At 65.0% G+C, this 23,115-nt stretch carries 18 protein-coding genes and 1 pseudogene; 7 read left to right on the top strand and 12 right to left on the bottom strand.

Features of this window, described 5'->3' with window-relative positions; translation table 11 throughout:
- The 5 genes from OKW39_RS30085 to OKW39_RS30105 form a co-directional block, all read right to left on the bottom strand.
- Complete coding sequence (locus OKW39_RS30085; RefSeq protein ID WP_429565461.1) at window positions 1-3,462, bottom strand: response regulator; 3,462 nt, start codon at window positions 3,460-3,462, stop codon at window positions 1-3.
- Window positions 3,463-3,714: 252 nt separating this feature from the next.
- Window positions 3,715-5,835 (bottom strand): catalase HPII, encoded by a 2,121-nt coding sequence (katE, locus tag OKW39_RS30090; RefSeq protein WP_429564322.1) that lies wholly within the window; start codon window positions 5,833-5,835, stop codon window positions 3,715-3,717.
- A gap of 119 nt (window positions 5,836-5,954) precedes the next feature.
- Entirely contained in the window at window positions 5,955-6,854 is a 900-nt protein-coding gene (locus tag OKW39_RS30095) for a MipA/OmpV family protein (protein ID WP_090809799.1), read from the bottom strand.
- 358 nt (window positions 6,855-7,212) lie between these two features.
- On the bottom strand, window positions 7,213-7,971 hold the full coding sequence (gene msrA / locus OKW39_RS30100; RefSeq protein ID WP_090810517.1) for a peptide-methionine (S)-S-oxide reductase MsrA: 759 nt from the start codon (window positions 7,969-7,971) through the stop codon (window positions 7,213-7,215).
- A 147-nt stretch (window positions 7,972-8,118) separates the two neighbouring features.
- Complete coding sequence (locus OKW39_RS30105; protein ID WP_026226668.1) at window positions 8,119-8,634, bottom strand: Lrp/AsnC family transcriptional regulator; 516 nt, start codon at window positions 8,632-8,634, stop codon at window positions 8,119-8,121.
- 140 nt (window positions 8,635-8,774) lie between these two features.
- On the opposite strand from OKW39_RS30105, the gene OKW39_RS30110 reads away from it, so the two are divergent.
- Window positions 8,775-9,791, top strand: coding sequence for a 1-aminocyclopropane-1-carboxylate deaminase (locus OKW39_RS30110; protein WP_184062409.1), 1,017 nt, complete (start codon window positions 8,775-8,777; stop codon window positions 9,789-9,791).
- Window positions 9,792-9,803: 12 nt separating this feature from the next.
- On the opposite strand, the gene OKW39_RS30115 is transcribed toward OKW39_RS30110, so the two are convergent.
- Window positions 9,804-10,715 (bottom strand): LysR family transcriptional regulator, encoded by a 912-nt coding sequence (locus tag OKW39_RS30115; RefSeq protein WP_184060001.1) that lies wholly within the window; start codon window positions 10,713-10,715, stop codon window positions 9,804-9,806.
- Between the two features lie 137 nt (window positions 10,716-10,852).
- Here OKW39_RS30115 and OKW39_RS30120 point away from each other — a divergent pair, with 137 nt between their 5' ends.
- Together OKW39_RS30120 and OKW39_RS30125 are read left to right on the top strand one after the other, a co-directional pair.
- The gene (locus tag OKW39_RS30120) at window positions 10,853-11,578 is read left to right on the top strand and encodes a pirin family protein (protein ID WP_429564323.1); all 726 of its coding nucleotides are present in this window, start codon (window positions 10,853-10,855) and stop codon (window positions 11,576-11,578) included.
- A 97-nt stretch (window positions 11,579-11,675) separates the two neighbouring features.
- Window positions 11,676-12,089, top strand: coding sequence for a DoxX family protein (locus OKW39_RS30125; protein WP_429564324.1), 414 nt, complete (start codon window positions 11,676-11,678; stop codon window positions 12,087-12,089).
- 109 nt (window positions 12,090-12,198) lie between these two features.
- Here the strand turns inward: OKW39_RS30125 and ahpF are convergent, their stop codons facing one another.
- From ahpF to prpR, 3 genes are all read right to left on the bottom strand, one after another.
- Window positions 12,199-13,797 (bottom strand): alkyl hydroperoxide reductase subunit F, encoded by a 1,599-nt coding sequence (ahpF, locus tag OKW39_RS30130; protein WP_090809791.1) that lies wholly within the window; start codon window positions 13,795-13,797, stop codon window positions 12,199-12,201.
- A gap of 172 nt (window positions 13,798-13,969) precedes the next feature.
- Window positions 13,970-14,533 carry an alkyl hydroperoxide reductase subunit C gene (ahpC, locus tag OKW39_RS30135; RefSeq protein WP_090809789.1) on the bottom strand — a complete coding sequence of 188 codons (564 nt, stop codon included), beginning with the start codon at window positions 14,531-14,533 and terminating at the stop codon, window positions 13,970-13,972.
- Window positions 14,534-14,681: 148 nt separating this feature from the next.
- Window positions 14,682-16,703: a propionate catabolism operon regulatory protein PrpR gene (gene prpR / locus OKW39_RS30140; protein ID WP_429333817.1), complete on the bottom strand. Its 2,022-nt coding sequence runs from the start codon at window positions 16,701-16,703 to the stop codon at window positions 14,682-14,684.
- Window positions 16,704-16,903: 200 nt separating this feature from the next.
- Here prpR and OKW39_RS30145 point away from each other — a divergent pair, with 200 nt between their 5' ends.
- The 3 genes from OKW39_RS30145 to OKW39_RS30155 all read left to right on the top strand — a co-directional run bounded on the left by OKW39_RS30145 (window position 16,904) and on the right by OKW39_RS30155 (window position 19,971).
- Window positions 16,904-17,788, top strand: a complete 885-nt coding sequence (locus OKW39_RS30145; RefSeq protein WP_090810512.1) for an isocitrate lyase/PEP mutase family protein — start codon at window positions 16,904-16,906, stop codon at window positions 17,786-17,788.
- A gap of 271 nt (window positions 17,789-18,059) precedes the next feature.
- A complete protein-coding gene (locus OKW39_RS30150) occupies window positions 18,060-19,493 on the top strand; it encodes an MFS transporter (protein ID WP_429365517.1) in 1,434 nt (477 codons plus the stop codon).
- Between the two features lie 40 nt (window positions 19,494-19,533).
- Window positions 19,534-19,971 carry a GNAT family N-acetyltransferase gene (locus OKW39_RS30155; RefSeq protein WP_429564325.1) on the top strand — a complete coding sequence of 146 codons (438 nt, stop codon included), beginning with the start codon at window positions 19,534-19,536 and terminating at the stop codon, window positions 19,969-19,971.
- Window positions 19,972-20,010: 39 nt separating this feature from the next.
- On the opposite strand, the pseudogene OKW39_RS30160 reads toward OKW39_RS30155, so the two are convergent.
- Window positions 20,011-20,151, bottom strand: a pseudogene (locus OKW39_RS30160) (2-oxoglutarate-dependent dioxygenase); the annotation flags it as partial.
- 3 nt (window positions 20,152-20,154) lie between these two features.
- Entirely contained in the window at window positions 20,155-20,634 is a 480-nt protein-coding gene (locus OKW39_RS30165; protein ID WP_429333814.1) for a nuclear transport factor 2 family protein, read from the bottom strand.
- Window positions 20,635-20,810: 176 nt separating this feature from the next.
- Here OKW39_RS30165 and OKW39_RS30170 point away from each other — a divergent pair, with 176 nt between their 5' ends.
- Complete coding sequence (locus tag OKW39_RS30170; protein WP_429564326.1) at window positions 20,811-21,323, top strand: LysR substrate-binding domain-containing protein; 513 nt, start codon at window positions 20,811-20,813, stop codon at window positions 21,321-21,323.
- Window positions 21,324-21,463: 140 nt separating this feature from the next.
- Here the strand turns inward: OKW39_RS30170 and OKW39_RS30175 are convergent, their stop codons facing one another.
- Window positions 21,464-22,903: a nicotinate phosphoribosyltransferase gene (locus tag OKW39_RS30175; RefSeq protein WP_429564327.1), complete on the bottom strand. Its 1,440-nt coding sequence runs from the start codon at window positions 22,901-22,903 to the stop codon at window positions 21,464-21,466.
- Window positions 22,904-23,115 lie beyond the last annotated feature (212 nt).

Raw genomic sequence — 23,115 nt, forward strand, 5'->3', positions numbered from 1 at the left:
TCAGCGCTGCCGCAGCCACACGCGGCACAGCGCGACGAGCTTGTCGACGTCGATCGGTTTCGACACGTAGTCGTCGGCACCCGCTTCGAGGCAGCGCGCGCGATCGTTCGCCATCGCCTTCGCGGTCAGCGCGATGATCGGCAGATGCGCGAAGCGCGGATTGCGGCGAATCTCGCCCATCGCGGTCAGGCCGTCCATCTCGGGCATCATGATGTCCATCAGCACCAGATGCACTTCCGGCCCGTTCTCCAGTTGGTCGAGCGCCTCGCGGCCGTTGCGCGCGATCAGCAGTTTCGCGCCGAGCGGCTCCAGCACGTGCGACAGCGCGAAGATGTTGCGCACGTCGTCTTCGGCGAGCAGGATCGTGCGGCCCTCGAACGCATTGTCGCGTTGCCGCACGGTGCGCAGCATGCGCTGCTGCTCCGGCGCGAGCGACGACTCCACGCTATGCAGAAACAGCGTGACTTCATCGAGCAGACGCTCCGGCGATTTCGCGCCCTTGATGATGATCGACTTCGAGTAGCGGCGCAGCCGGTGCTCCTCTTCGTCGGACAGCATGCGGCCCGTGTAGACGATCACCGGCAGCGATGCATGCGCGCTGTTCGCGGCGAGGCGTTCGAGCAGATCGTAGCCGATGCCGTCCGGCAGCGCGAGATCGGTGACGACGCAGTCGAACGTCAGCGCCGACAGTTGCTCGAACGCCTCGGCGAGCGTCGCGACCGCGACGATCTCGGTGTTCTCGCTTTGCAGCAGCGCGCGGATGCTTTCGCGCATCGGCGCGTCGTCCTCGATCACCAGCACGCGCTTCAGGCGCTGTTGCAGCCGCGCTTCGAGGCGGCGGATCGCGGCCTCCATCGTCGAGCGCGCGGTCGGCTTCAGCGTGTAGCCGATCGCGCCGAGATGCAGCGCCTTGTCGGCGTGATCGGTGGCCGACACGATATGGATCGGAATGTGGCGAGTCAGCGGATCGTTCTTCAGCCATTCGAGCACCGTGAGGCCCGAGCGGTCCGGCAGACCGACGTCGAGCAGCACCGCGGCCGGCCGCATGTCGCGCACCAGCGCGAGGCCGCTCGCGGCATCGCTCGCGTGCACGAAGTCGAAGTCGAGTTCGTGCACGAGATCGCGCAGAATCGCGGCGAACGGCGGATCGTCTTCGACCGCGACGATCAGACGGCCCGCGCGGGTGCGATGGTCGCGATCGTCGGCTATCGACGCGGCGGCGGGCTCGGCGGCGCCGGGCAGCAAGGCTTCGCGCGACGCGGTGGGCGGTGCCCGGCTTGCCAGACCATTCGCTGGCGGGATCACCGCGGCGGGTGCGGTGTCGAGCGGCAGCCACAGCGAAAACACGCTGCCCTTGCCGACTTCGCTCGCCACCGTGATGCGCCCGCCCAGCAGCCGCGAGAACTCGCGCGAAATCGATAGCCCGAGGCCGCTGCCCCCATATTGACGGCTCGTCGAGCCATCGGCCTGCTGGAACGCCTCGAAGATCAGGTCGAGCTTGTCGGCCGGAATACCGATGCCCGAATCGCGCACGTCGAAGCGCAGCACGTTGTCCTCGACCCTGGCGACCTCGAGCGTGACCTCGCCGCGCTCGGTGAACTTCACCGCGTTCGACAGCAGGTTGCGCAGGATCTGCGTGAGCCGCTGGCCATCGGTGACGAACGTATCGGGCGCGCCCGGCAACTTGTCGAAGGCGAGACGCAAGTGCTTGGTCGCCGCGATCGGACGAACCATTTCTTCGAGCGATTGCAGCGTCGCCTCGATCGACACCGTTTCGTGCTCGACCGTCAATTGACCCGCCTCGACCTTCGACAGGTCGAGAATGTCGTTGATCAGCACGAGCAGATCGCTGTTCGACGCGTGGATCGTCTCCGCGTAGCGCACCTGCTCGTCGGTCAGATTGCCACTGCGATTCTGCTGCAGCAGCTTCGCGAGAATCAGCGAGCTGTTCAGCGGCGTGCGCAATTCGTGCGACATGTTCGCGAGGAACTGGGACTTGTAGCGGCTCGACTGTTCGAGGCGCTCCGCATTGGCCGCCAGATCGTTCTGCACGCGTAGCAGATCCGATTTTTGCCGCTCCAGCCGCAGCGCGTATTCCTCGAGCCGCACGTTGGTCTGTTCGAGCTCGGCCTGCTGCGCTTCGAGGCGCCGTTGCGATTCCAACAGCGCGCGGCCGCGTTCCTCGAGCCCTTCGTTGGAGACCCGCAACTCCTCCTGCTGGACCTGCAACTCCTCGTTCAGTTGCTGCGTCTCGGCGAGCGCATCCTGCAGGCGTTCGCGATACAGCGCCGCCTCGAGAAAATTGCCCATGCTGTGGCGGATCAGCTCCATGAACTCTTCGTCGCGCGGCGTCACCTCGCGCAGGAAGCCCATTTCGACGACGCCGTTGACCTGGCCGTCGTTGTCGATCGGCAGGATCAGCAGATTGCGCGGCGCGCCGCTGCCCGTCGCCGACACGACCCGCACGTAATCGGCCGGCACGTCGCGCAGCACCAGCGTGCGGCGCGAGCGCGCGGCCTGGCCGACCAGCGTTTCACCCTCCTCGATACTCAGAGCGGCCGTCTGCTCGCTGTCACGGCTATAGCCGTACGCGGCGATGCGGCGCAGCGTGCCGCTCTGCCTGTCGCGCACGTACAGCGCGGCGACGAGCGCATCGAGATATTGGGCGAGAAACTCGAGCATCGCGCGGCCGACGAGCGGCGCGCTCGTCTGGCCGACGACCTTGTCCGCGAGCAGGCGCTGGCCCGAGCGCAACCAGACCTGCTGCTCGAGCAGCGCGGTCTGTTCGCCCTGGCGGCGCAGCACGTCGTCGTAGGTCTCGGACAGGTCCAGCAGTTCGCGACGGCCTCGCCATGCGAGCAGGCCGCTGACGACGAGGCTGAACAGCAGGAACACGCCGACCAGCGTCGCCGTCACGTTGCGCGTCGCTTCGACGCGCTGCTGGCGCAAGCGCAATTCGACGTCGAGAAAATCGCCGAATTCGCGGCGCATTTCGTCGAATTCGAGCTTGCCGCGCCCCGCTGCGATCGTGCTCTCATAGTCCTGGTTGCGGCGGCGCGCGTCGATGATCTGTTCGGCGAAGCGGCTCCAACGCTCCTGCAAGACCTCGATCTGCTTGAGCCGCTCGATTTGCGGCGGGTTGTCGGCGACCTGCTTTTTCAACGCTTCGAGCTGTGCCTTGAATTTCGGGCCGCCGTTTTCATACGGCGCGAGGAAACTCTCGTTACCGGTGATCAGAAAGCCGCGCATCGACGATTCGCGATCCACCGCGAGCCGCAGCAATTCGTTGGCGTCGCCGATCACGCGCCCGGAGTGCTCGGCCCAGTTCATCGTCGACACGAGATACGCGATCAAGCCGACGAACAGCACCATCGTGACGAGGCCGACGCCCAAAGGCAGCGCGATATTGCGGCGAAGGATGCGGCGGAAACGGAGTTGATCGACGGCCTGCGATGCGGTCATTTTTTCTGTAAGTGGCATGGCGAATCGGGTCGATGCGGAATATCTTTCGTGTCTGCGCACGGTGTCCAGTGCCGCGACGCGACCGCTGTCATCATACAAGGACGACCCGCACGCGCGCGACGCGGAATGCCCAAAAGAACCTGGCCGGCTAACACCGGCCAGGCTCCTGCATCGACGCGCCGCGTTTCAGCTACGCTCAGCACCGTTCAGCGGCTAACGCGGCAGCGCATCAGCGCAACCGGCTCGGCCCGCTCAGGCCGGCACCGATTCCGCCTGCGCCGCGCGCGACCACACGCGATGCTGTCCGGCGGCCTTGATGAACGCCTTCAACACGTCGGCGGACTGCGAGTCCTCGCCGGTCGCCACGCCGTCCGGCTGCGCGGGCAACTGCGCGGCCGCGAGCAGGTCGCGCCCCGCGCCGAGCGCCGCGATCGCCTTCAGATGCTTGAACGCTTCGAGCACGAAGTGCCGCGCATCGCCCGATTGCGACAGTGCCTTCGCCCCCTTCTCGCCGCCGACCACGATCACCGCGTCGAACATCACCGATGGCAGCCCGGCGATCGTCGCGTCGGGCGCGAGGCCATCGATCTCGGCGAGCGTCGGCGCGATCAGCATCGGCGTTGCGCCTTCATCCGTGAGCGCCTGCTGCAACTGTTTGATCGCCGCGCCATCGGAGCCGGGTGCGGCGAGCAGCGCGATCTTGCGGGTCTTGATGCCGGGCTTCACGCGATTGAGCAGACTCAACGCCGGCGAAGTCTTCGGCCCGACGAGTTTCGCCGTGCCCTTTTTCGGCGCCGGCAAGCCGAGTCCTTCGGCGACCTTCGCGGCGAGATCGGCGTCGAAGTTCGCCAGAATCTCGTTGACCTGACGCGCGCGAATCTCGGGCTTCGTCACCTTGCCGAGCTCGAACTGATAGGCCGCCGCGATATGGTCTTTTTCCGGCTGCGACATGCTGTTGTAGAACAACGCGGCCTGCGAGAAATGATCGGCGAACGAGTCGCTGCGCACGCGAATCTTCGTGCCCTCGACGTGTTCGTGATGGCTGTCGAAGCCGCCATCTTCAGCGGCCGGATCGGTTTCCTTCGGCCAGCCGTCGTTCAGCGAGTTCGGCTCGTACGACGCCTGGCCGACATGGATCGCCTGCCGATGCATCGCATCGCGCTGATTGTTGACGGATGGACAGACCGGCCGGTTGATCGGAATCTCGTGAAAGTTCGGGCCACCGAGGCGGCTGATCTGAGTGTCCGTATACGAGAACAAACGCCCCTGCAGCAACGGATCGTTGGTGAAATCGATGCCCGGCACGATATGCCCCGGATGGAACGCGGCCTGTTCGGTCTCGGCGAAGAAGTTGTCCGGATTGCGATTGAGCGTCATCTTGCCGATGATTTTCACCGGCACCAGCTCTTCCGGAATCAGCTTGGTCGGATCGAGCAGGTCGAAATCGAACTTGTGCTCGTCGGCTTCCTCGACGATCTGCACGCCCAGTTCGTACTCCGGATAATCGCCGCGCTCGATCGCTTCCCATAGGTCGCGGCGGTGAAAGTCCGGGTCCTTGCCCGCGAGCTTCTGCGCTTCGTCCCACAGCAGCGAATACGAGCCGAGCACGGGACGCCAGTGGAACTTGACGAAACGAGCTTTGCCCTGCGCATTGACGAAGCGGAACGTGTGAACGCCGAAGCCTTCCATCGTCCGAAAGCTGCGCGGAATCGCGCGGTCCGACATCGTCCACAGCACCATGTGCGCCGATTCGGGCACGAGCGAGACGAAGTCCCAGAACGTGTCGTGCGCGGACCCGCCGGTCGGCATTTCGTTCGGTGCTTCCGGTTTCACCGCGTGCACGAAGTCAGGAAACTTGATCGCGTCCTGGATGAAGAACACCGGCATGTTGTTGCCCACCAGATCGAAATTGCCTTCCTGCGTGTAGAACTTCGTCGCGAAGCCGCGCACGTCGCGCACGGTGTCGGCAGAGCCGCGCGGACCTTGCACGGTCGAGAAACGCACATAGACCGGCGTTTCGGCGGCCGGGTCCTGCAAAAACGCGGCCTTGGTGTACTCGCGCATCGATTCGTAGACCTTGAAGACACCATGCGCGGCCGAGCCACGCGCGTGCACGATCCGTTCGGGAATACGCTCGTGGTCGAAGTGCGTGATCTTTTCACGCATGATGAAATCTTCCAGCAGCGATGGACCGCGCGGTCCCGCACGCAACGTGTTCTGGTTGTCGGCGATCTTGACGCCCTGATTGGTCCTCAGGGCCTCGCCTTGCGGCTTCACGCGATTGCGTTCGAGATCGTTCGATTTCGCGTCGTTCGACTGCGCGGCCCCGTTTGCCTGGGCCGCGGCCTTCTGGGTATTCGCTTTACCTGCCATGGGGATCGACTCCTTGTGTTCGGGCGCGCGGCGCCGGAGGCGTCGCGGCGCGCGATCACAGAGTCAGCAAGGGCTATACCCACCAAGTCACGGCGCATTGGCTGCGCGGCGGCGGTGCGTCAGAACCGGTAGTTGATCGACACGTCGGCGACGCCGGTCGCGCGGCTGCGCGTGATCGGACTGTTGCCCGCGCTGCCGACGAGCTGCTCGAACGCGCCGTCGGCGGTCGCGAACCAGTGCTTGCTGAACAGCCAGATCGCGCTGACGCCGAAACCCACCGACTTGAAGCCCGCGCTCGCGTGGTACTGCGGATACTGCGAGTGCGCGGCCTGCTCCTGATTGACGCCGAACCAGCTGTTCATGTAATTGGAGTCCGCGAGCACCACGTTCGGGCCGGCGAACCAGAAGAACTGCCTGGTGCTGCCGGGCATCGGCATATAGGCGCCGAGATCGCCGATCCAGCCGTTCGATCCGCCGAAATAGCGGCGGATATCGGCGCGCAGGACGAGCGGAAAATCCTTCGACACGACGTACTCGCCCGAAAGCTTCAGACCGGGCGCCGGGTTGATGTTGCCGAGCCCGTTGAGTTCCTGCGGATCGTTCTGGCCGCGTCGCCCGAGGTCGTAGACCGCGGCGAGACTCATGCGCCAGTTCTCGCCCTGCGCGAAATTCACGCCGAAACCTTCGCCGCTCGACAGAAAGAACAGATCCTTGTAGCGCACGTCGATGCTCGGGCCGGCCACCAGGTGATAGCGGTCCGATCCTACGAAGCGCGGCTGGAACGATGTGGCCACGCCGAAGCGCAGTTGCCAGTCGGGAATGTTCGGCTGCCACATCTTCTGCAGCGGAACGCCCACCGAATATTGCCATTCGCCGAGCGGCGACGGCGTCTGCGCGAAGACCACACCCGGCACGCAGGCCATCGCGCCCAAGGTCGCGGCGACGAGCGAGCTCGCCGCGATGCCGGTTTGTTTATGGCGAGGCATGGCGCCCCGCTTCTTTCTACGGCTGTTGACCACCGGAAGCCTCCAATTTCGCTCGTCGCGATGAGGTTAGGTTTTCGCCCGGGGTCCAGCGCGGACCCAAAAACGCGGACGACCGCCGCGCTGTTACTTACGGCGTGTAATTTTTCCAATCGATGAAGCGGGCAGCGCGATGTGCACGAGGCGCGGCGAGCCCGCATGACCCACGCGCTAGCGTGGTGGCCACTGCGCATAGTCCTTGCGCGCCGCGGTGACGCGGACAATGGCCAACGGAACATTGCTGCGCAAGATATGCGCCAACTCTGTGGAAGATTGATGACGAGCGCGACCCAAGGCGTAAGCCGAAGACGGTCCGGCGCTGCGGCGGCGCCGCTGGCGCCGCCGTTCGGAGGGGTTATTGCCCTGCTTCGACGAGCACCGGCTTGTCGCGATACAGGTTGGGGAACAGGCGTTTCAGGTTGGCGATTTTCGGCATGTCATTGAACACGATGTAGGCCGAATCGGGATGCAAGGTCAGATAGTTCTGGTGATACGACTCGGCCGGATAGAAGCCCTTGTAGGGCTCCGTCTTCGTGACGATCGGCGCGGGGAACACGTGCGACTTGTCGAGCTGCGCAATGTAGCTTTGCGCGACACGCCGTTGCGCGTCGTTCAGCGGAAAGATCGCGGAGCGGTATTGCGTGCCGCTGTCGGGCCCCTGACGATTCAGCTCGGTCGGGTCCTGAACCACCGAGAAATACACCTGCAGCAACTGGCCGTAGGTGACCTTGCCAGGATCGAACGTGACCTGCACCGATTCGGCGTGCCCCGTCTCGCCGCCGCTGACGGTCTCGTACTGCGCGGTGTCGCGTGAGCCGCCCGAGTAGCCGGACACCGCGCGTGTGACACCGCGCACATGCTGGAACACCCCCTGGACGCCCCAGAAGCAGCCACCCGCGAACACCGCGGTTTCCTCGTGCGCGGTGCTGGCCGGGATCGGTTCGTCGAGCGCGGGCGGCGCGATCACGACGGCGCTCTCCGCCGCGAACGCGACGCGCTGCGCGAGCGGCAACGCGAGCGCGGCCGCGCCTAGCAGCAACGACAACACGGCCGCGCGTGTGCGTTTCGAGCTGCCGCCGAACGATGTAAGGAATTGCGGTCTGTTGCGAGTCATGATGGTCGCTCCGGAAAAGTGCCGGCGCCCGCCCGCGTTGGCACGGTGCTGCCACGGCCGCATGCGGGTGCGCCGAAGCTTGGTCGCGCGGGCGCGGCGTTTATGACAGCATGCGCGCTTTCGCGGCCGGCGGCGCGGCCGCGCGGCTCACAGCGGAAATTTCGTGGTCGACAGGATTTCCTTCAGCACCATGAATGAGCGGATCTGCCGTACGCCCGGCAGGTACAGCAACTGCTCGGCGTGGAGTCGATTGAAGCTGTCGCTGTCGCGCGTGCGGATCACCATGAAATAGTCGAACTCGCCGGTCACCACGTGGCACTCCATGCAGCCGGCCACTTTCTGCGCGGCCTTCTCGAACTCGGCGAACGACTCGGGCGTCGAGCGATCCAGTACCACGCCGATGATCACGAGCATGCCCGCGCCGGCCGCCTTTGGATCGAGCAGCGCGACCACGCCGCGAATCAGCCCCGATTCCTTCAAGCGTTCGACGCGCCGCAAACACGCCGGCGCGCTCAGCTTCACTTTCGCGGCGAGCGCCACGTTCGAAATAGACGCGTCGGTTTGCAACTGCCGCAGGATCGCGCGATCGATGCGATCGAGCGGATGGTGAATCGCGCCGATGCCCGAAGGTGGCGCTCCAGCACGAACTTTCGTTGCGCTCATTACCATATGTACGAAGTTTTATTAGGAGGTGGACATTCTTTGATTTCGAAAAATACGTCTAAGCGATTTTTTTCGCAAGCTCATTTCTGGCGCTTTTTCCTAACATGTACTCACGGAAATCACCCCACCACGGAGCCGCGATGAACCTGCAACGATTCCCCCGCTACCCGCTCACCTTCGGACCGACGCCAATTCAACCGCTCAAGCGTCTGAGCGAGCATCTCGGCGGCAAGGTCGAGCTTTATGCGAAGCGCGAGGACTGCAATAGCGGCCTCGCGTTCGGCGGCAACAAGACCCGCAAGCTCGAATATCTGATCCCCGACGCGCTCGCGCAGGGCTGCGACACGCTTGTGTCGATCGGCGGCATCCAGTCCAACCAGACGCGCCAGGTCGCGGCGGTTGCCGCGCATCTGGGCCTGAAGTGCGTGCTCGTGCAGGAGAACTGGGTCAACTACTCGGATGCGGTGTACGACCGCGTCGGCAACATCCAGATGTCGCGCATGATGGGTGCCGACGTGCGGCTCGTGCCGGACGGCTTCGACATCGGCTTTCGCAAGAGCTGGGAAGACGCGCTCGACAGCGTGCGCGCGGCCGGCGGCAAGCCGTACGCGATTCCGGCCGGCTGCTCGGACCATCCGCTCGGCGGCCTCGGCTTCGTCGGCTTTGCCGAAGAGGTGCGTCAGCAGGAAGCCGAACTGGGCTTCAAGTTCGACTACGTCGTCGTGTGCTCGGTGACGGGCAGCACGCAGGCTGGCATGGTCGTCGGTTTCGCCGCCGACGGCCGCGCCGATCGGGTTATCGGCATCGACGCATCGGCGAAACCGGCGCAGACACGCGAGCAGATCACACGCATCGCGAAGCGGACCGCCGAGAGCGTCGAACTGGGCCGCGACATCACCGCGAAGGACATCGTGCTCGACGAGCGCTACGGCGGCCCAGAATACGGTCTGCCGAACGACGGCACGCTCGAGGCGATCCGTCTGTGCGCGCGGCTCGAAGGCATGCTGACCGATCCGGTGTACGAGGGAAAGTCGATGCACGGCATGATCGACAAGGTGCGTAACGGCGAATTTCCGGCCGGCTCGCGCGTACTTTATGCGCACCTGGGCGGCGTGCCGGCGTTGAGCGCGTATAGCTTTATCTTCCGCAACGGGTGAGGGTTTAGGGGATTAGCCGACGGGCGTCCGCGGTTCGGTCGCGAGCTTCTTCCTCAGATGCCTGCGCAGAAACTCGACGAATGCCCGGATCGTGACCGAGCTTTGCCGATGCTGCGGATACACGGCATAGACGCCCGTCGCCGACGGCAGGAACGCTTCGAGCACGGGCACGAGTTGTCCGCTTGCGAGCGCATCGGCGACGATGAAATCCGGCAGCCGAACGATTCCAAGTCCCGCGACGGCCGCATCGCGAATCAGATCGCCGTTATTGGCGCGTAACGGCCCGCGCACCTCGACGCTCTTCACCACGCCCTCGACGCTGAAGTCCCAGCTCACCGCGCCGCCGTGGCCGTACAGCAGACATTCGTGGTTCGCGAGATCGCCAGGCACGGCCGGGCTGCCACGCCGGCGCAGATAACCGGGGCTGCAGCACGCCACCATCTTCACATCGATCAGCTTTTGCGCGATCAGCGACGAATCCGCCAGCGTGCCGATACGGATCGCCATGTCGAAGCCTTCGCCGACCACATCGACGGCGCGGTCGCTCAGTTCCATGTCGAAGCGCACGTCGCGATGCTCGCGCAGAAACGCCGCGACGAGCGGCGACAGATGCATCATGCCGAACGACATCGGCGCGCTCACGCGTAGCAGCCCGCGCGGCCCGGCGCGGCGCAGCGACATGGCCTGCTCGGCGTCCTCGACCTCGCCGAGGATGCGCTTCGCGCGCTCGTAGAACTCCTGACCCAGATCGGTCACCGCCAGCTTGCGCGTGTTGCGGATCAGCAGTTGCACACCGAGTGCTTCCTCGAGCGCCATCACACGGCGGCTCACGAACTGTTTCGACAGCGACAGCCGGTTGGCCGCGGCGGTGAAATTGTGGGCGTCGACGGTCGCGACGAAGATGCGCATGTCATCGAGTTGCATCGTATTGTCCACTCCAATGCGACAGTGTTTCCGGTTTGATCATGATTATAGCCATCCGGATTGACCTACACTGTCGTTCATGGATCGCAGCCAAACATCTGGCCCGGATCGCACGACAAAACTCAAGGAGAAAGAGCATGCTCGAAATCAGACACGCCAACCAACGTGGCCGCGCGGAACACGGCTGGCTCAGCTCGCGTCATACGTTTTCGTTCGCGAACTATCACGATCCGAAGCAGAACGGCTTCTCCGACCTGCTCGTGATCAACGACGACCGTGTGGCGCCGGCGCAGGGCTTCGGCAAGCATCCGCATCGCGACATGGAGATCTTTTCGTACGTGCTCGAAGGCGCGCTCGAACACAAGGACACGATGGGCACGGGCTCGGTGATCGTGCCGGGCGACGTCCAGTTGATGAGCGCGGGCACCGGTGTGGCGCACAGCGAATACAACCATTCGAAGAGCGAGCCGGTGCACTTTCTGCAGATCTGGATCGCGCCGGCCCAGCAAGGCACGAAGCCGCGCTATCAGCAACAGCACTTCGACGCGGCCGACAAGCGCGGTGTGCTGCGGCTCGTGCTGTCGCCGCACGGTGCGCACGGTTCACTGCAGTTGCAACAGGATGCGCGCGTGTATGCCGGTCTGTTCGACGGCGAGGAAACCGCGCGGCTCGAACTCGCGAAGGACCGCTATGCATATGTTCAGGTGGCGCGCGGCAGCGTCACGGTGAATGGCGTCGAGCTTGGCGAGGGTGACGGCGCGCGGGTGCGGGGTGAAGAAGCGCTGACGTTCACGCAGGGCCGCGATGCGGAAGTGCTCGTGTTCGACCTGCGTAATATCGAAACCTCGGCGTTGTGGGCATAAGCGCTCCGCTTGCGCCGCTATTGACTCAAACCTGAACGCGGCTCGCTGGACGACGATTTCCAGCGAGCTTCATCGCTCGACCCTATCGGGAAAAATCATGCGCTACACACTGTTTGAAAACCAGAAAGACTTCGTCGTTCTCGTCGCTCGAATCCTGCTGATGGTGCTGTTCGTGATGTTCGGCTGGTCGAAGCTGACCGGCTTTGCCGGCACCGTCGCTTATATGACGTCGATCGGCGCGCCCGTGCCGGCGTTGTCGGCTGTTATCGCGGTGGTGATGGAGCTTGTGGTGGGCGTCGCGCTGTTAGTGGGATTTTTCACGCGACCGCTGGCGCTGCTGCTTGCGGTGTATACGCTCGGCACCGCGATCATCGGCCATCACTACTGGAACATGACCGGCGCGATGCAGTACGACAATATGATTCATTTCTACAAGAACATCGGCATCATCGGCGGGTTGCTGCTGTTGTGCGTGACCGGCCCCGGCAAGTATTCGTTCGACCGGCGGTGATACCGATTCCCGTGCTTTAACGAAAAAGGCCCGCACGAATGCGGGCCTTTGCATGCGCAAACTGAAACGGCGGCCCGCGGGCCGCCGTTTGCCTCTCTGAGCTACCGAATCAAACCGCTGCTTCGGCTTCCGCTTCCGCTTCGCTGACCGCCGCGACTTCTTCGCTGTTGCGGATCAGGTGATCGAATGCGGACAGCGATGCCTTCGCGCCCTCGCCCACCGCGATCACGATCTGCTTGAATGGCACCGTGGTCACGTCGCCGGCGGCGAAGACGCCCGGCACCGACGTCGCGCCGCGCGCATCGACGACGATCTCGCCATGCTTCGACAGCTCGACCGTGCCCTTCAGCCATTCGGTGTTCGGCACGAGACCGATCTGCACGAACACGCCTTCGAGTTCGACCGTCTTCACTTCGCCCGAAGCGAGGTCCTTGTAGACCAGACCGTTGACCTTCTTGCCGTCGCCGGTGATTTCCGTGGTCTGCGCTTGCGTGAGGACCGTCACGTTCGGCAGGCTGCGCAGCTTGCGTTGCAGCACCTCGTCGGCACGCAGCGTCGCACCGAATTCGAGCAGCGTCACTTCGCGCACGAGACCCGCGAGGTCGATCGCCGCCTCGACGCCCGAGTTGCCGCCGCCGATCACCGCGACGCGCTTGCCCTTGAACAGCGGGCCATCGCAGTGCGGGCAGTACGCGACGCCATGATTGCGATACTCGCGCTCGCCCGGCACGTTGATTTCGCGCCAGCGCGCACCGGTCGCGAGGATGATCGTCTTCGCCTTCAGCACCGCGCCGTTGGCCAGACGTACTTCGATGATGCGCCCAGGAATCAGCGCTTCGGCGCGCTGCACGTCCATGATGTCGACGTCATAGGTCTTCACGTGCTGTTCGAGCGCGGTCGCGAACTTCGGTCCTTCGGTTTCGGTCACGGAGACGAAGTTCTCGATCGACAGCGTGTCGAGCACCTGGCCACCAAACCGCTCGGCCACGACACCGGTCGCAATGCCCTTGCGCGCCGAGTAGATCGCCGCCGCCGCGCCCGCCGGGCCGCCGCCGACGATCAGCGTGTCGAACACCGGCTTGTTCTCCAGTTGCTTCGCGGCGCGCGCACCGGCGTTGGTGTCGAGCTTCGCGAGGATTTCCTTCACGCCGCTGCGGCCCTGGCCGAAGGTTTCGCCGTTCAGGAACATCGTCGGTACCGCCATGATCTGGCGCGCGTCGACTTCGTTCTGGAACAGCGCGCCGTCGATCGCGACGTGACGGATGCGCGGATTGATCAACGCCATCACGTTCAGCGCCTGCACGACTTCCGGGCAGTTCTGGCACGACAGCGAGAAATACGTTTCGAATTGATAGTCGCCGTCGAGGCTGCGGATCTGTTCGATCACCGCATCGTCGAGTTTGACCGGATGGCCGCCGACCTGCAGCAGTGCGAGGACGAGCGACGTGAATTCATGCCCCATCGGAATGCCGGCGAAACGGATGCCGGTTTCCTTGCCCGCTTCGCCAATCGAGAACGACGGCTTGCGTTCGTCGTCGCCGCGACGCTCGATCACCGTGACGCGCTCCGACAAGGTCGCGATGTCGTTCAGCAGGGCCAGCAGCTCCTGGGACTTCGCGCTGTCATCGATCGACGCGACGAGCTCGATAGGCCTGCTAACTTTTTCGAGGTACGACTTCAGTTGAGTCTTGAGATTGACGTCGAGCATGGCGTTGCGATTCCGTGACGAGGGGTGTGGGTGTCCCGGCGCCGCACGCATCCGGATAGGACGTGTTGGGCCCGGGGACGCGCGAAGCGCCGTATCAGGCGATTCGCGCGGTGAAGCGCCGGGAAGATCCCGGCAGATGCAGACTGCGGGTGCAGCGTGAGCTGCGCGGACCTTAGATCTTGCCGATCAGGTCGAGCGACGGGGTCAGCGTTTGCGCGCCCGGCGTCCACTTGGCGGGGCACACTTCGCCCGGGTGCTTGGCGATGTACTGAGCAGCCTGAACCTTGCGCAGCAGTTCGCCAGCGTCACGGCCGATGCCGTTGTCGTGGATTTCGCACAGCTTGATCTCGCCTTCCGGGTTGATCACGAACGTGCCACGCAGCGCGAGGCCTTCTTCTTCGATCAGCACGTCGAAGTTGCGCGAGATAGCGAGCGTCGGGTCAGCCAGCATCGGGTACTTGATCTTGCGGATCGTATCCGACGTGTCGTGCCAGGCCTTGTGCGTGAAGTGCGTATCGGTCGACACGCTGTAGATTTCCACGCCCAGCTTCTTGAAATCTTCATAACGATCGGCCAGGTCACCGAGTTCGGTCGGGCACACGAACGTGAAGTCGGCCGGGTAGAACACGAAAACCGACCACTTGCCCTTCAGGCTTTCTTCAGTGACGGTCTGGAAATCGCCGTTGTGAAAAGCCTGTGCTTTGAACGGTTTGACTTGACTGTTGATGATCGGCATTTGCTAAATCCTCTCTTTGAGGGGGTTGGAAAGTGGAGCCAGTATGTCAGAGTGCGCTTAATAGGTAAAGCAGATTGTATTAATGGGTTCGATAGTTTCGCACTATTCGTTTCGTCAGTCGAAACTATCGGACGATTTGCCGGGCGTTTCAGCCCTTCAGAAGCCGCCACAGCGTGGTTCTGCCGATGCCGAGCGCTCGGCTCGCGGCGGCGCGATTGCCGCCCGATTGTTCGAGAGCGCGCAGCGCAGCCTCACGGCTGGGGGTAGCGCGGGGCGCCGTACTGCCGGGCGCAGGGCCCGGAGGCGCCTGGGTGATCTGCTCGACCTCGACCGCGCTGATCCGGAAGAACTCGGGAAACACGGCCTGCCGGTCTGGCAAGGCGTCGGCAGTCAAGTTCCCGGACATCTCGTTGGTTGGCTCACCGATATAAATCGCCGCACGGGCCAGGAGATTTTCCAGTTCACGGACGTTACCGGGCCACGCGTAATCCGCAAAAAGCGGGGCGAGAAACACGAGCACCCGCTCGAGCCCGGCCGCCGACAAGCCGTACTGCAGCGCGCTGCGCTGCAGCAGGTGCCGCGCCAGCGGCGCGATGTCGGCACGGCGTTCGCGCAGCGGCGGCAATTTTATCTGAAGCAGATTTAATCTGAAATACAGGTCCGCGCGAAACGCGCCCTCCTCGACGAGCGCGTGCAGATCACGGTGCGTCGCAGCGATCACCCTCACGTCGACCGGCGTCGCGCGGCCCGCGCCGAGCTTCATCACCTCGCGCTCCTGCAGCACGCGCAATAGCCGGCTTTGCAGCGCGGCCGGCATTTCGCCGATCTCATCGAGAAAAATAGTGCCGGTGTGCGCGATTTCAAACAACCCCGGCTTGCCGCCGCGCCGCGCACCCGTGAACGCCCCTTCCTCGTGTCCGAACAGTTCGCTTTCGATCAGCCCCTCGGGCACCGCCGCGCAGTTGAACGCGACGAACGGATTGCCGCGCCGCCGGCTCGCGTTGTGGATGCCCTGTGCGACCAGTTCCTTGCCGGTGCCGCTTTCGCCACTCAGGAGCACGGTCGCGTCGTGCGCGGCGCCGGCGCGCGCGAGCCGGCGCACGCGCTCGAGCGCCGCCGAAGCGCCGATCAGATCGTCGAGCCGGTGCCGCGCGACCAGATGCCTCGGCCGCTGGCTGGTGCGCAGGGAACGGTCGATCCGCTGCGCAACGAGCGCGTCCTGCGCCGTCACGACGAAACCGGCGCGCGCGCCCTGCTCGACGATCGGCACACAGCCGACGATCAGTGCGCGGCCGCCGATCTGTTCGATGCGTTCGTCGACCGGCTGGTCGGCGGCGCGCGTCTCGCGCAGCAGCGGCGCGAGCGCGCGCGCGACTCGTGTGGGGGTGTCCTCGTCGTCGTTTGGGACCGCCTGCGCGGCGCCTAGACCGAGCAGTTCGAGCATTGCCGGGTTGACGGCTTCGAGCTGGGCGGCTTCGTCGAACGCGGCGACGCCGTCGCGCAGATGCGCGACGATCGTGTTCAGGCGCACCCGCTTCGATTCCTTCTGGCGGCTCACCCGCGCCAGTTCGACCGAGCGCTCGAACGCTTCCTCGACCGCGGCAAGCGAATACAGGAACACGCTTTCCATGCCGGCCTGCTGCGCCAGATCGCAGGCCATGCCAGCGCCGACCACCACGCGGCAGCCCTGCGCGGCGAGTTCATCGACTGCGAGCCGCACTTCGTCGATCGACCGATACGCGCGCTGCCGCAGATCGACGTTCAAGAGCGGGCTCAGGTCGGCCAGCTCCTGCGCGATTGCTTCGTGCAGCACGAGCCCGATGCGCGCCTGCGGCCATGTGGCGGTCGCGCGCGTGATCGCGCTCAGCACGTCGAAGCCATTCACCTTGACCATTACCACCGGCACGCTGAGGTTCTCGCGCAGGTACGCGCCGTTCGAGCCGGCGGACAGTACGACGTCGACCGAACCTGCGTCCACGTAAGCCTGCAACGCGGCGACGGCCGCGCCGTAGCCCTCCCGCACCGTGAAGAACTTCGCCCGGCCCGCGTAGCGCGGCGCCACCGTCTCGCAAAGCGACTGCAGTCGGCTGATACTGACGAGTGCGACACCGGGCCGCCCGGCATCGACGGCGGGGCCAGGATTGGCGACAAATGGGGTGAACGTGGACACGCGGCTCTCCTTGATTGAAACGTTTCTCGAAACGTTTCATGAAACGTTCCACCGATTGTGCCATGAACGTCCAGGCAGGAGTTCATATCGCGCAAAGCCTTGTTCCAGCGGCACGACCGGCGAACTGCCGTTCAATGGCACGCTTCCTGCAGAATGTCGGTCGCGTTCCCTTACCGATTTCCCTTCTGGAGACCTGCATCATGACCACCACTTCCGCCACCCGCCGCGCCGCGTTCCGCGCCAAAGTCAATCAGCGTCAGGGCCTGCTCGTGCCCGGCGCGTTCAACGCGATGAGCGCGCGCGTGATCGAGGACGCCGGTTTCGAGGCGGTCTACATCACCGGCGCGGGCGTCACCAACATGTCGCTCGGGCTACCCGACCTGGGCTTCATCGGCCTTGCCGAAGTCGCAGAGCACACCGCGCGCATCCGCGACGCGGTCGCGCTGCCGCTGATCGTCGATGCCGACACCGGCTTCGGCAACGCGCTGAACGTGCGCCAGACCGTGCGCGTGCTCGAGCGCAGCGGCGCCGACGTGATCCAGTTCGAAGATCAGGTGATGCCCAAAAAATGCGGCCACTTCTCGGGCAAGGAAGTCGTCGCGGCGAGCGAGATGGTCGGCAAGATCCGCGCGGCTGTCGACGCGCGCGAAGACGCGAACCTGCAGATCATGGCGCGCACCGACGCGGCCGCGGTCCACGGCATCGAGGACGCGATCGAGCGCGGTCATCGCTTCATCGAGGCGGGCGCCGACATCCTGTTCATCGAGGCGACCGAATCGCTCGCCGACATCGAGCGTCTGCCGGGGCTGTTCAATGTGCCGCAGCTGATCAACATCGTGATCGGCGGCAAGACGCCGGTGCAGTCGCGCGACGCGCTCGCGAAGCTCGGCTACGGCATCGTGCTGTACGCGAATGCGGCGCTGCAGGGCGCGGTGCTCGGCATGCAGCGCGCGCTCGGCACGCTGCAAAGCAACGGCCGCCTCGACGAGGACGCGACGATCGTCGCGCCGTTCAGCGAGCGCCAGCGGCTCGTCAACAAGCCGCTGTATGACCGGCTGGACAAGGAGTACGCGGGGAAGGACTGACGCTCGGGCGGCGGCGCGGCGGTGCGACGCGCTGCATGCCTGCGCGATGTGGAACCCTTTATTGCGTTAGGATTCAGGGCTGGCAATCGGGCACGCTGATGTTCGCGGCGCCGGCCTCGTCCGCGGGACCGCTCTCCCGGCTGCCGGCAGAAGCACAAAAACGCAAACGAAAGGTAGTCGCAAGCACCATGAAGTCAAACTCTTCACGCGCCCCGCGCGGGCTCGTCAATTGTCTTTCAGCGCGCACGCGCGCAGCACGGGAGCTCGCCCGATGAGCGGCACCCGCACCGCGCACGTCGGCTGGCTGCCGTACATCGTCGCGGCTACCTTCTTCATGGAGTACCTCGACACCACGGTGATCGCCACCGCGCTGCCGCAGATGGCGCGTTCGTTCGGCGTCGGCCCGAACAGCCTGAGTCTCGGCATGACCGCCTACATGCTCGCGCTCGCGATCTTCATCCCGGCGAGCGGCTGGGTCGCCGACCGCTGCGGCGCGCGCACCGTGTTCGTCAGCGCGATCGGCGTGTTCACGGTCGCGTCGGTGCTGTGCGGACTGTCGCAGAACGTGCCCGAGTTCACGGCCGCGCGACTGCTGCAAGGCATCGGCGGCGCGATGATGGTGCCGGTCGGCCGTCTCATCGTGGTCCGCAGCACCGAGAAAGCTCGCATGATGCAGGCGATCTCGACGATCACATGGCCGGCCATCGCGGCGCCGGTGGTCGGCCCGCCGATCGGCGGCTTCATCACCACCTACGCATCGTGGCGCTGGATCTTCCTGCTGAACGTGCCGTTCGGCCTCGCGGCGATTGCCGTCGCGCTCGCCATCGTGCCGAACCTGCGCGGCACCGAACGCAAGCCGCTCGACGTCGTCGGCCTGCTGCTGAGCGGCGTCGCGCTGACCGCGATTCTGTACGGCGCAGAACTCGCGAGCCAGGCGGCCACCAATCCGTGGCTCGCGGTCTCGATCGTGGCGGGCGGTCTGCTGGTCGGCGCGCTCGCGTTCCAGCATGCGAAGCGTCATCCGTATCCGCTCGTCGACGTATCGACGCTGAAGGTGCCGACGTTTTCCGTGACGGTCATCACCGGTTCGTTCACGCGCATTGGCATTGGCGCGGTGCCCTATCTGATGCCGCTGCTGTTCCAGGTCGGTTTCGGGCTGTCGGCGTTCCGCTCGGGGCTGCTGCTGCTCGCGAGCGCGCTCGGCAATCTCGGCATGAAGGCGCTGACCACGCGCATCCTGCAGCGCTACGGCTTCCGGATGGTGTCGATCGTCGATGTGGCGGTGGCCGGCATTTTCATCATCGCGTGCGGACTGCTGACGCCGGACGTGCCGCTCGTGTTCGTGCTGATCGTCGTGTTCGTGTACGGCGTCGCGCGCTCGATGCAGTTCTCGACGCTCGCGACGCTCGCCTACGCCGACATCCCGCAGCCGCAGATGAGCGCGGCGAGTACGCTGTGGAGCGCGGCCGCGCAGATGACGATCGGTCTCGGCATCGCGTTCGGCGCGGTGTCGCTGCGCGTCGCGGCGCTGTTCAACGGCGAGACGACCGGCCACGTGTTCACGCTCGACGATTTCCGCCTCGCGTTCCTGTTCGCGGGCGTGCTGACGCTGCTGTCCGTGCTTGGATATATGGGGCTCGCCCGCAATGCCGGGCAGAGTATCGGTGGGGGTTCGCGCGGCGGTGAAACTCCGGCGAAGAGCTAGCGGACGCAGCAAGCGCTGCGCGATCAAAAGGAGACGTGCCGTGCAAGCAGGCGAACTGACGATTTCCAGCCGCATCGACGATCTCGACCTCGAGCTCGTCTACACATTCCTGTCGCAGGAAACGCCGTGGGCGCGAGGCATGCCACGCGCGACCTTCAAGCGCGCCGTCGCCGGGTCGCTCTGCTTCGGCGGGTTTGTCGACGGCAAGCAGATGGCGTTCGCGCGCCTCGTCACCGACGAGGCGACCTTCGCCTACCTATGCGACGTGTTCGTGCTGCCCGCGTATCGCGGCCAGGGCTATGCGTCGGCGTTGATGAAACATATCTTTGCGAGCCCTTCGCTCGTCACGCTGCGCAGAATCATGTTGGTCACGACCGACGCGCATCACGTCTATGCGCCGCATGGGTTCACGTCGCTCGAGAACCCCGAGCGGTATATGGAGCTGCATCGACCGGATGTTTACAAAGCGGCCGAATAGGCCCCGCCTCGGCACGCCTCCCACTGATGTGACCCAGCCTCAGCCGCACGCGCGCTCGCGCATCCATTTCGTCATGATCCACTTATCGCCGGCAAGCACCGGCGCGCCGCCGTGCAGAGTCGACGGATCGAGCTGGCGCTGGCCGTTCATGCAGCGGAAATACACCGCGCCGCCCGCGCGCACCTAGTCGCGCGTCAACTGCCCGCGATAGTGCAGCAGCCCTCGGCGCGCCTGCTGCCTGAGCATCCGCTGCACGAACGGCGACCAGCCGAACAGCGTGCCGCGCACGCCCATCGCCTGGCGCATCCACAGCCACAGATCGAAGCGGTCGCGATGCTCGACGATGAGCCCATCGCGGAACACGAAACGCGCCTCGATCCGGTTCACGACGTCGCGCCCCGTCTGGACGAAACGGTAGCGCGCCACCCACTGCGCGCGGCCGGTATGGTCGTCCGCCTCGATGTCGCTGAAGCTCAGCGTGAAGTCTTGCGCATGCTTGACGAGCATGCGCCACATGTCGCGCGCTTCGTCGCCGACCAGCTCGCCGAAAGCGGGGTCGCTGAAGACGACGTCGTCGGCATAACAGGCGACCATGGTCTCGGCGTCGCGTTGCCGGAAGGCGGTGTAGAAACGTTCGATCAGCTCGGTGTTGGGGTGGCTCATTGATGTCGTATGGTGTATTGCGGGAGCGCGTCATGCACGCGCAGCGTCGCGCCGCGCTCCGGAAAAACAGCCCGCGCGCGGTAGGCGGCGGGGATGGCGCACACGATATCGGAAAACGGCGCGAAAGGGGGCCGGCGCGAGCCGACGACGGCTTTTACCCTTCCGATACCGCTCCCTTGAAGCGCACCACCTCCGCCCGCCCGGCGCGCTTCCACACCACCGCCACCACCGACGCCGCGACGCGCGCCGCTACCCCCAGCGCCGCCGCAAAACCCGCGGCGAAGCTGCATTTCGCGCGTGCCGCGCAGCGCGCGTTGCTCGCCGGACGCGGCGAGGTGGGACGCATCGAGATCGGCTATGTGGCGTCGGCCGCGTACGCGGGCGTGTTGCAGAAGGTGGTCGGCGGCTTTCGTGGCACGCATGCGGGCGTCGAGGTATCGATCCGCGAAGTGCCGATGGACGCGGTCGCCGCGATGCTCGGCGACGGACTGCTCGACGCGGCCTACGTGCGTCCGCCGATGCCGCTCGCAACCGGCATTCAGGCCACGACCGTGCATCGCGACCGCTTCGTGCTCGCGCTGCCAGCCGATTCGCCACTCGCGGACTCGGCCAGCGTGCGGCCCTCGCAACTGTCGGCACGAGCGAGCGCCCGCCGTCAAGGCGTTCCTGCGCTTCGCGCGCGATGGTAAAGATTCACGCTGACGGCAGCGTCGCTACGTTGATCGGGGTCGGCGTCCTGTCGGATATTGCGGTAGGTCTGCCCTTCATGCAGCACTGGGCGCTGATGACCCACCCGCTCGTGACCATGCCGATGCGTCAGAAAGCTGGATCAACCTTCGTCCGCATAGGCGCGGCCTCGAATCGCGGCCAGCGACGTATCGACCAGCAAGCGGCCCGCATCGAACACCGTCTCGAGCGCTTCGTCCCACTCGCCCTCCACCGTGCTCCCGTCCCACGCGATCGGCAACGTGACCGTCCGGTACTCGCCGGTGCGGCGATGGCGCAGCAAGGTGAGCCGGCCTTTCATCGAGCGCTTGGCGTGATCCGTGACTGGATCCTTCGACACATCGTGCCACGTGTCGCCTAGCCGGATCGCCGAGCACTTCATCGCGAAGCGCTGCGTATCGCGGTTGATCTGCTGCAACAGCGCACCGCCCATGCCGAACACGATGTTGTCGGTGGCGAAGCCGGCCTCGTCCATCGCGGCGAGGATCGCGACGATCGAATCCGGGTTCACGCCGTCACCCTGAATCACGCGCACATGGTCGAGCACGCGCCGCCCCTTGCTGTTGGTCTGCGACCCGAACGAAGCCTCCAGCGAGCGCAGCGTGTGCAGGACGATCGTGCACGGATCGCCGGAGTCCGGGCGAATCACGAGCATGCCGCCGGAATCGAGCACGGCCTGCTTCAGCTCGCCGCCCCATGCGTTCAGCGCGGCGAACAGGTCGTAAGAGTCGGACACCACCGAAACGACCGCGCCCGGCTTGCCGAAGCGGGCGATCATGTTGCGATACGCGTCGACTTCGCGCTCGCGGCCCCACGACGTGATCGTGCTGTGCTCGGCCGCCGGCACCGAGAACGCGGCCATGCGGTCGCGGTAGTAGTGATTCGCCGCAACCACGCCGAGCACCGTATCCGAGCCCATGAAGCTGACGAGATGTGCCGCGCCGCCGATCGCCGCCGACTCCGCGCTCGACACGCCGCGCGCGCCGAAATCATGCAGCTTGAACGGTAGCTGCGAGAGATCGTCGCTGCTTTTCAGCAGATACGCGCGGATCGTCTGGCGCAGATGCCAGCTTTGCGTCGCGACCGTGATCGGATACCACACGCGCATCAGCATCGTCTCCAGATACGACGTGAGCCAGAACACCTGCGGATCGTCGCATTCGACGGTGACGAGCACGTTGTGCGTGGGCACGACCGAGCCTTCGGGCGCCGCGCGAATCCGCACCGGCAGATGGCCGCCGTATCGCTGCACGACGTAGCGCCAGCCCGCCTCGTTGAACGGCTCGCCGTGCGCGCTGAAGAAGGTCCGCGCCTGGTCGATCATCGCGCCGGTAACCGGCCGGCACAGGTACTCCTTCAGCAGCATCTGCAAGCCGAAGAACAGCGTGCGGCCGTAACGTCCGCCGCGCGATTCGATGTACGAGAACATCGCCGTCGCGTCGGGCGGATATTGCAGATAGTGCGATGCCTTGTACGAATCCGTATTCAGAATCGGATTGGACAGGATCGACGCGAGGTCGCTGAAACCCTGCGCGTTTTGCATGGACGGTGCTGCGCTCACGTGATTTTCTCGCTGGAGTGACCGGACGGCGCGAGCCTGCCCGACGCTTTCGGAACTCTGAGGCCGCGGCTCTACGCCTACAGACTATGCCGGGGATGACCCTGTATCTCACCTTACTACGGTATGCGCGATAGCGCTCGTCGTCGGACTGTAGCTTCTCTTCGCGCAGGATGAGTCTGGCCCGCAGCGCCAAC

The organism is Paraburkholderia sp. MM6662-R1 (genome assembly GCF_050436245.1).
GTDB classification, from domain to species: Bacteria; Pseudomonadota; Gammaproteobacteria; order Burkholderiales; family Burkholderiaceae; genus Paraburkholderia; species Paraburkholderia tuberum.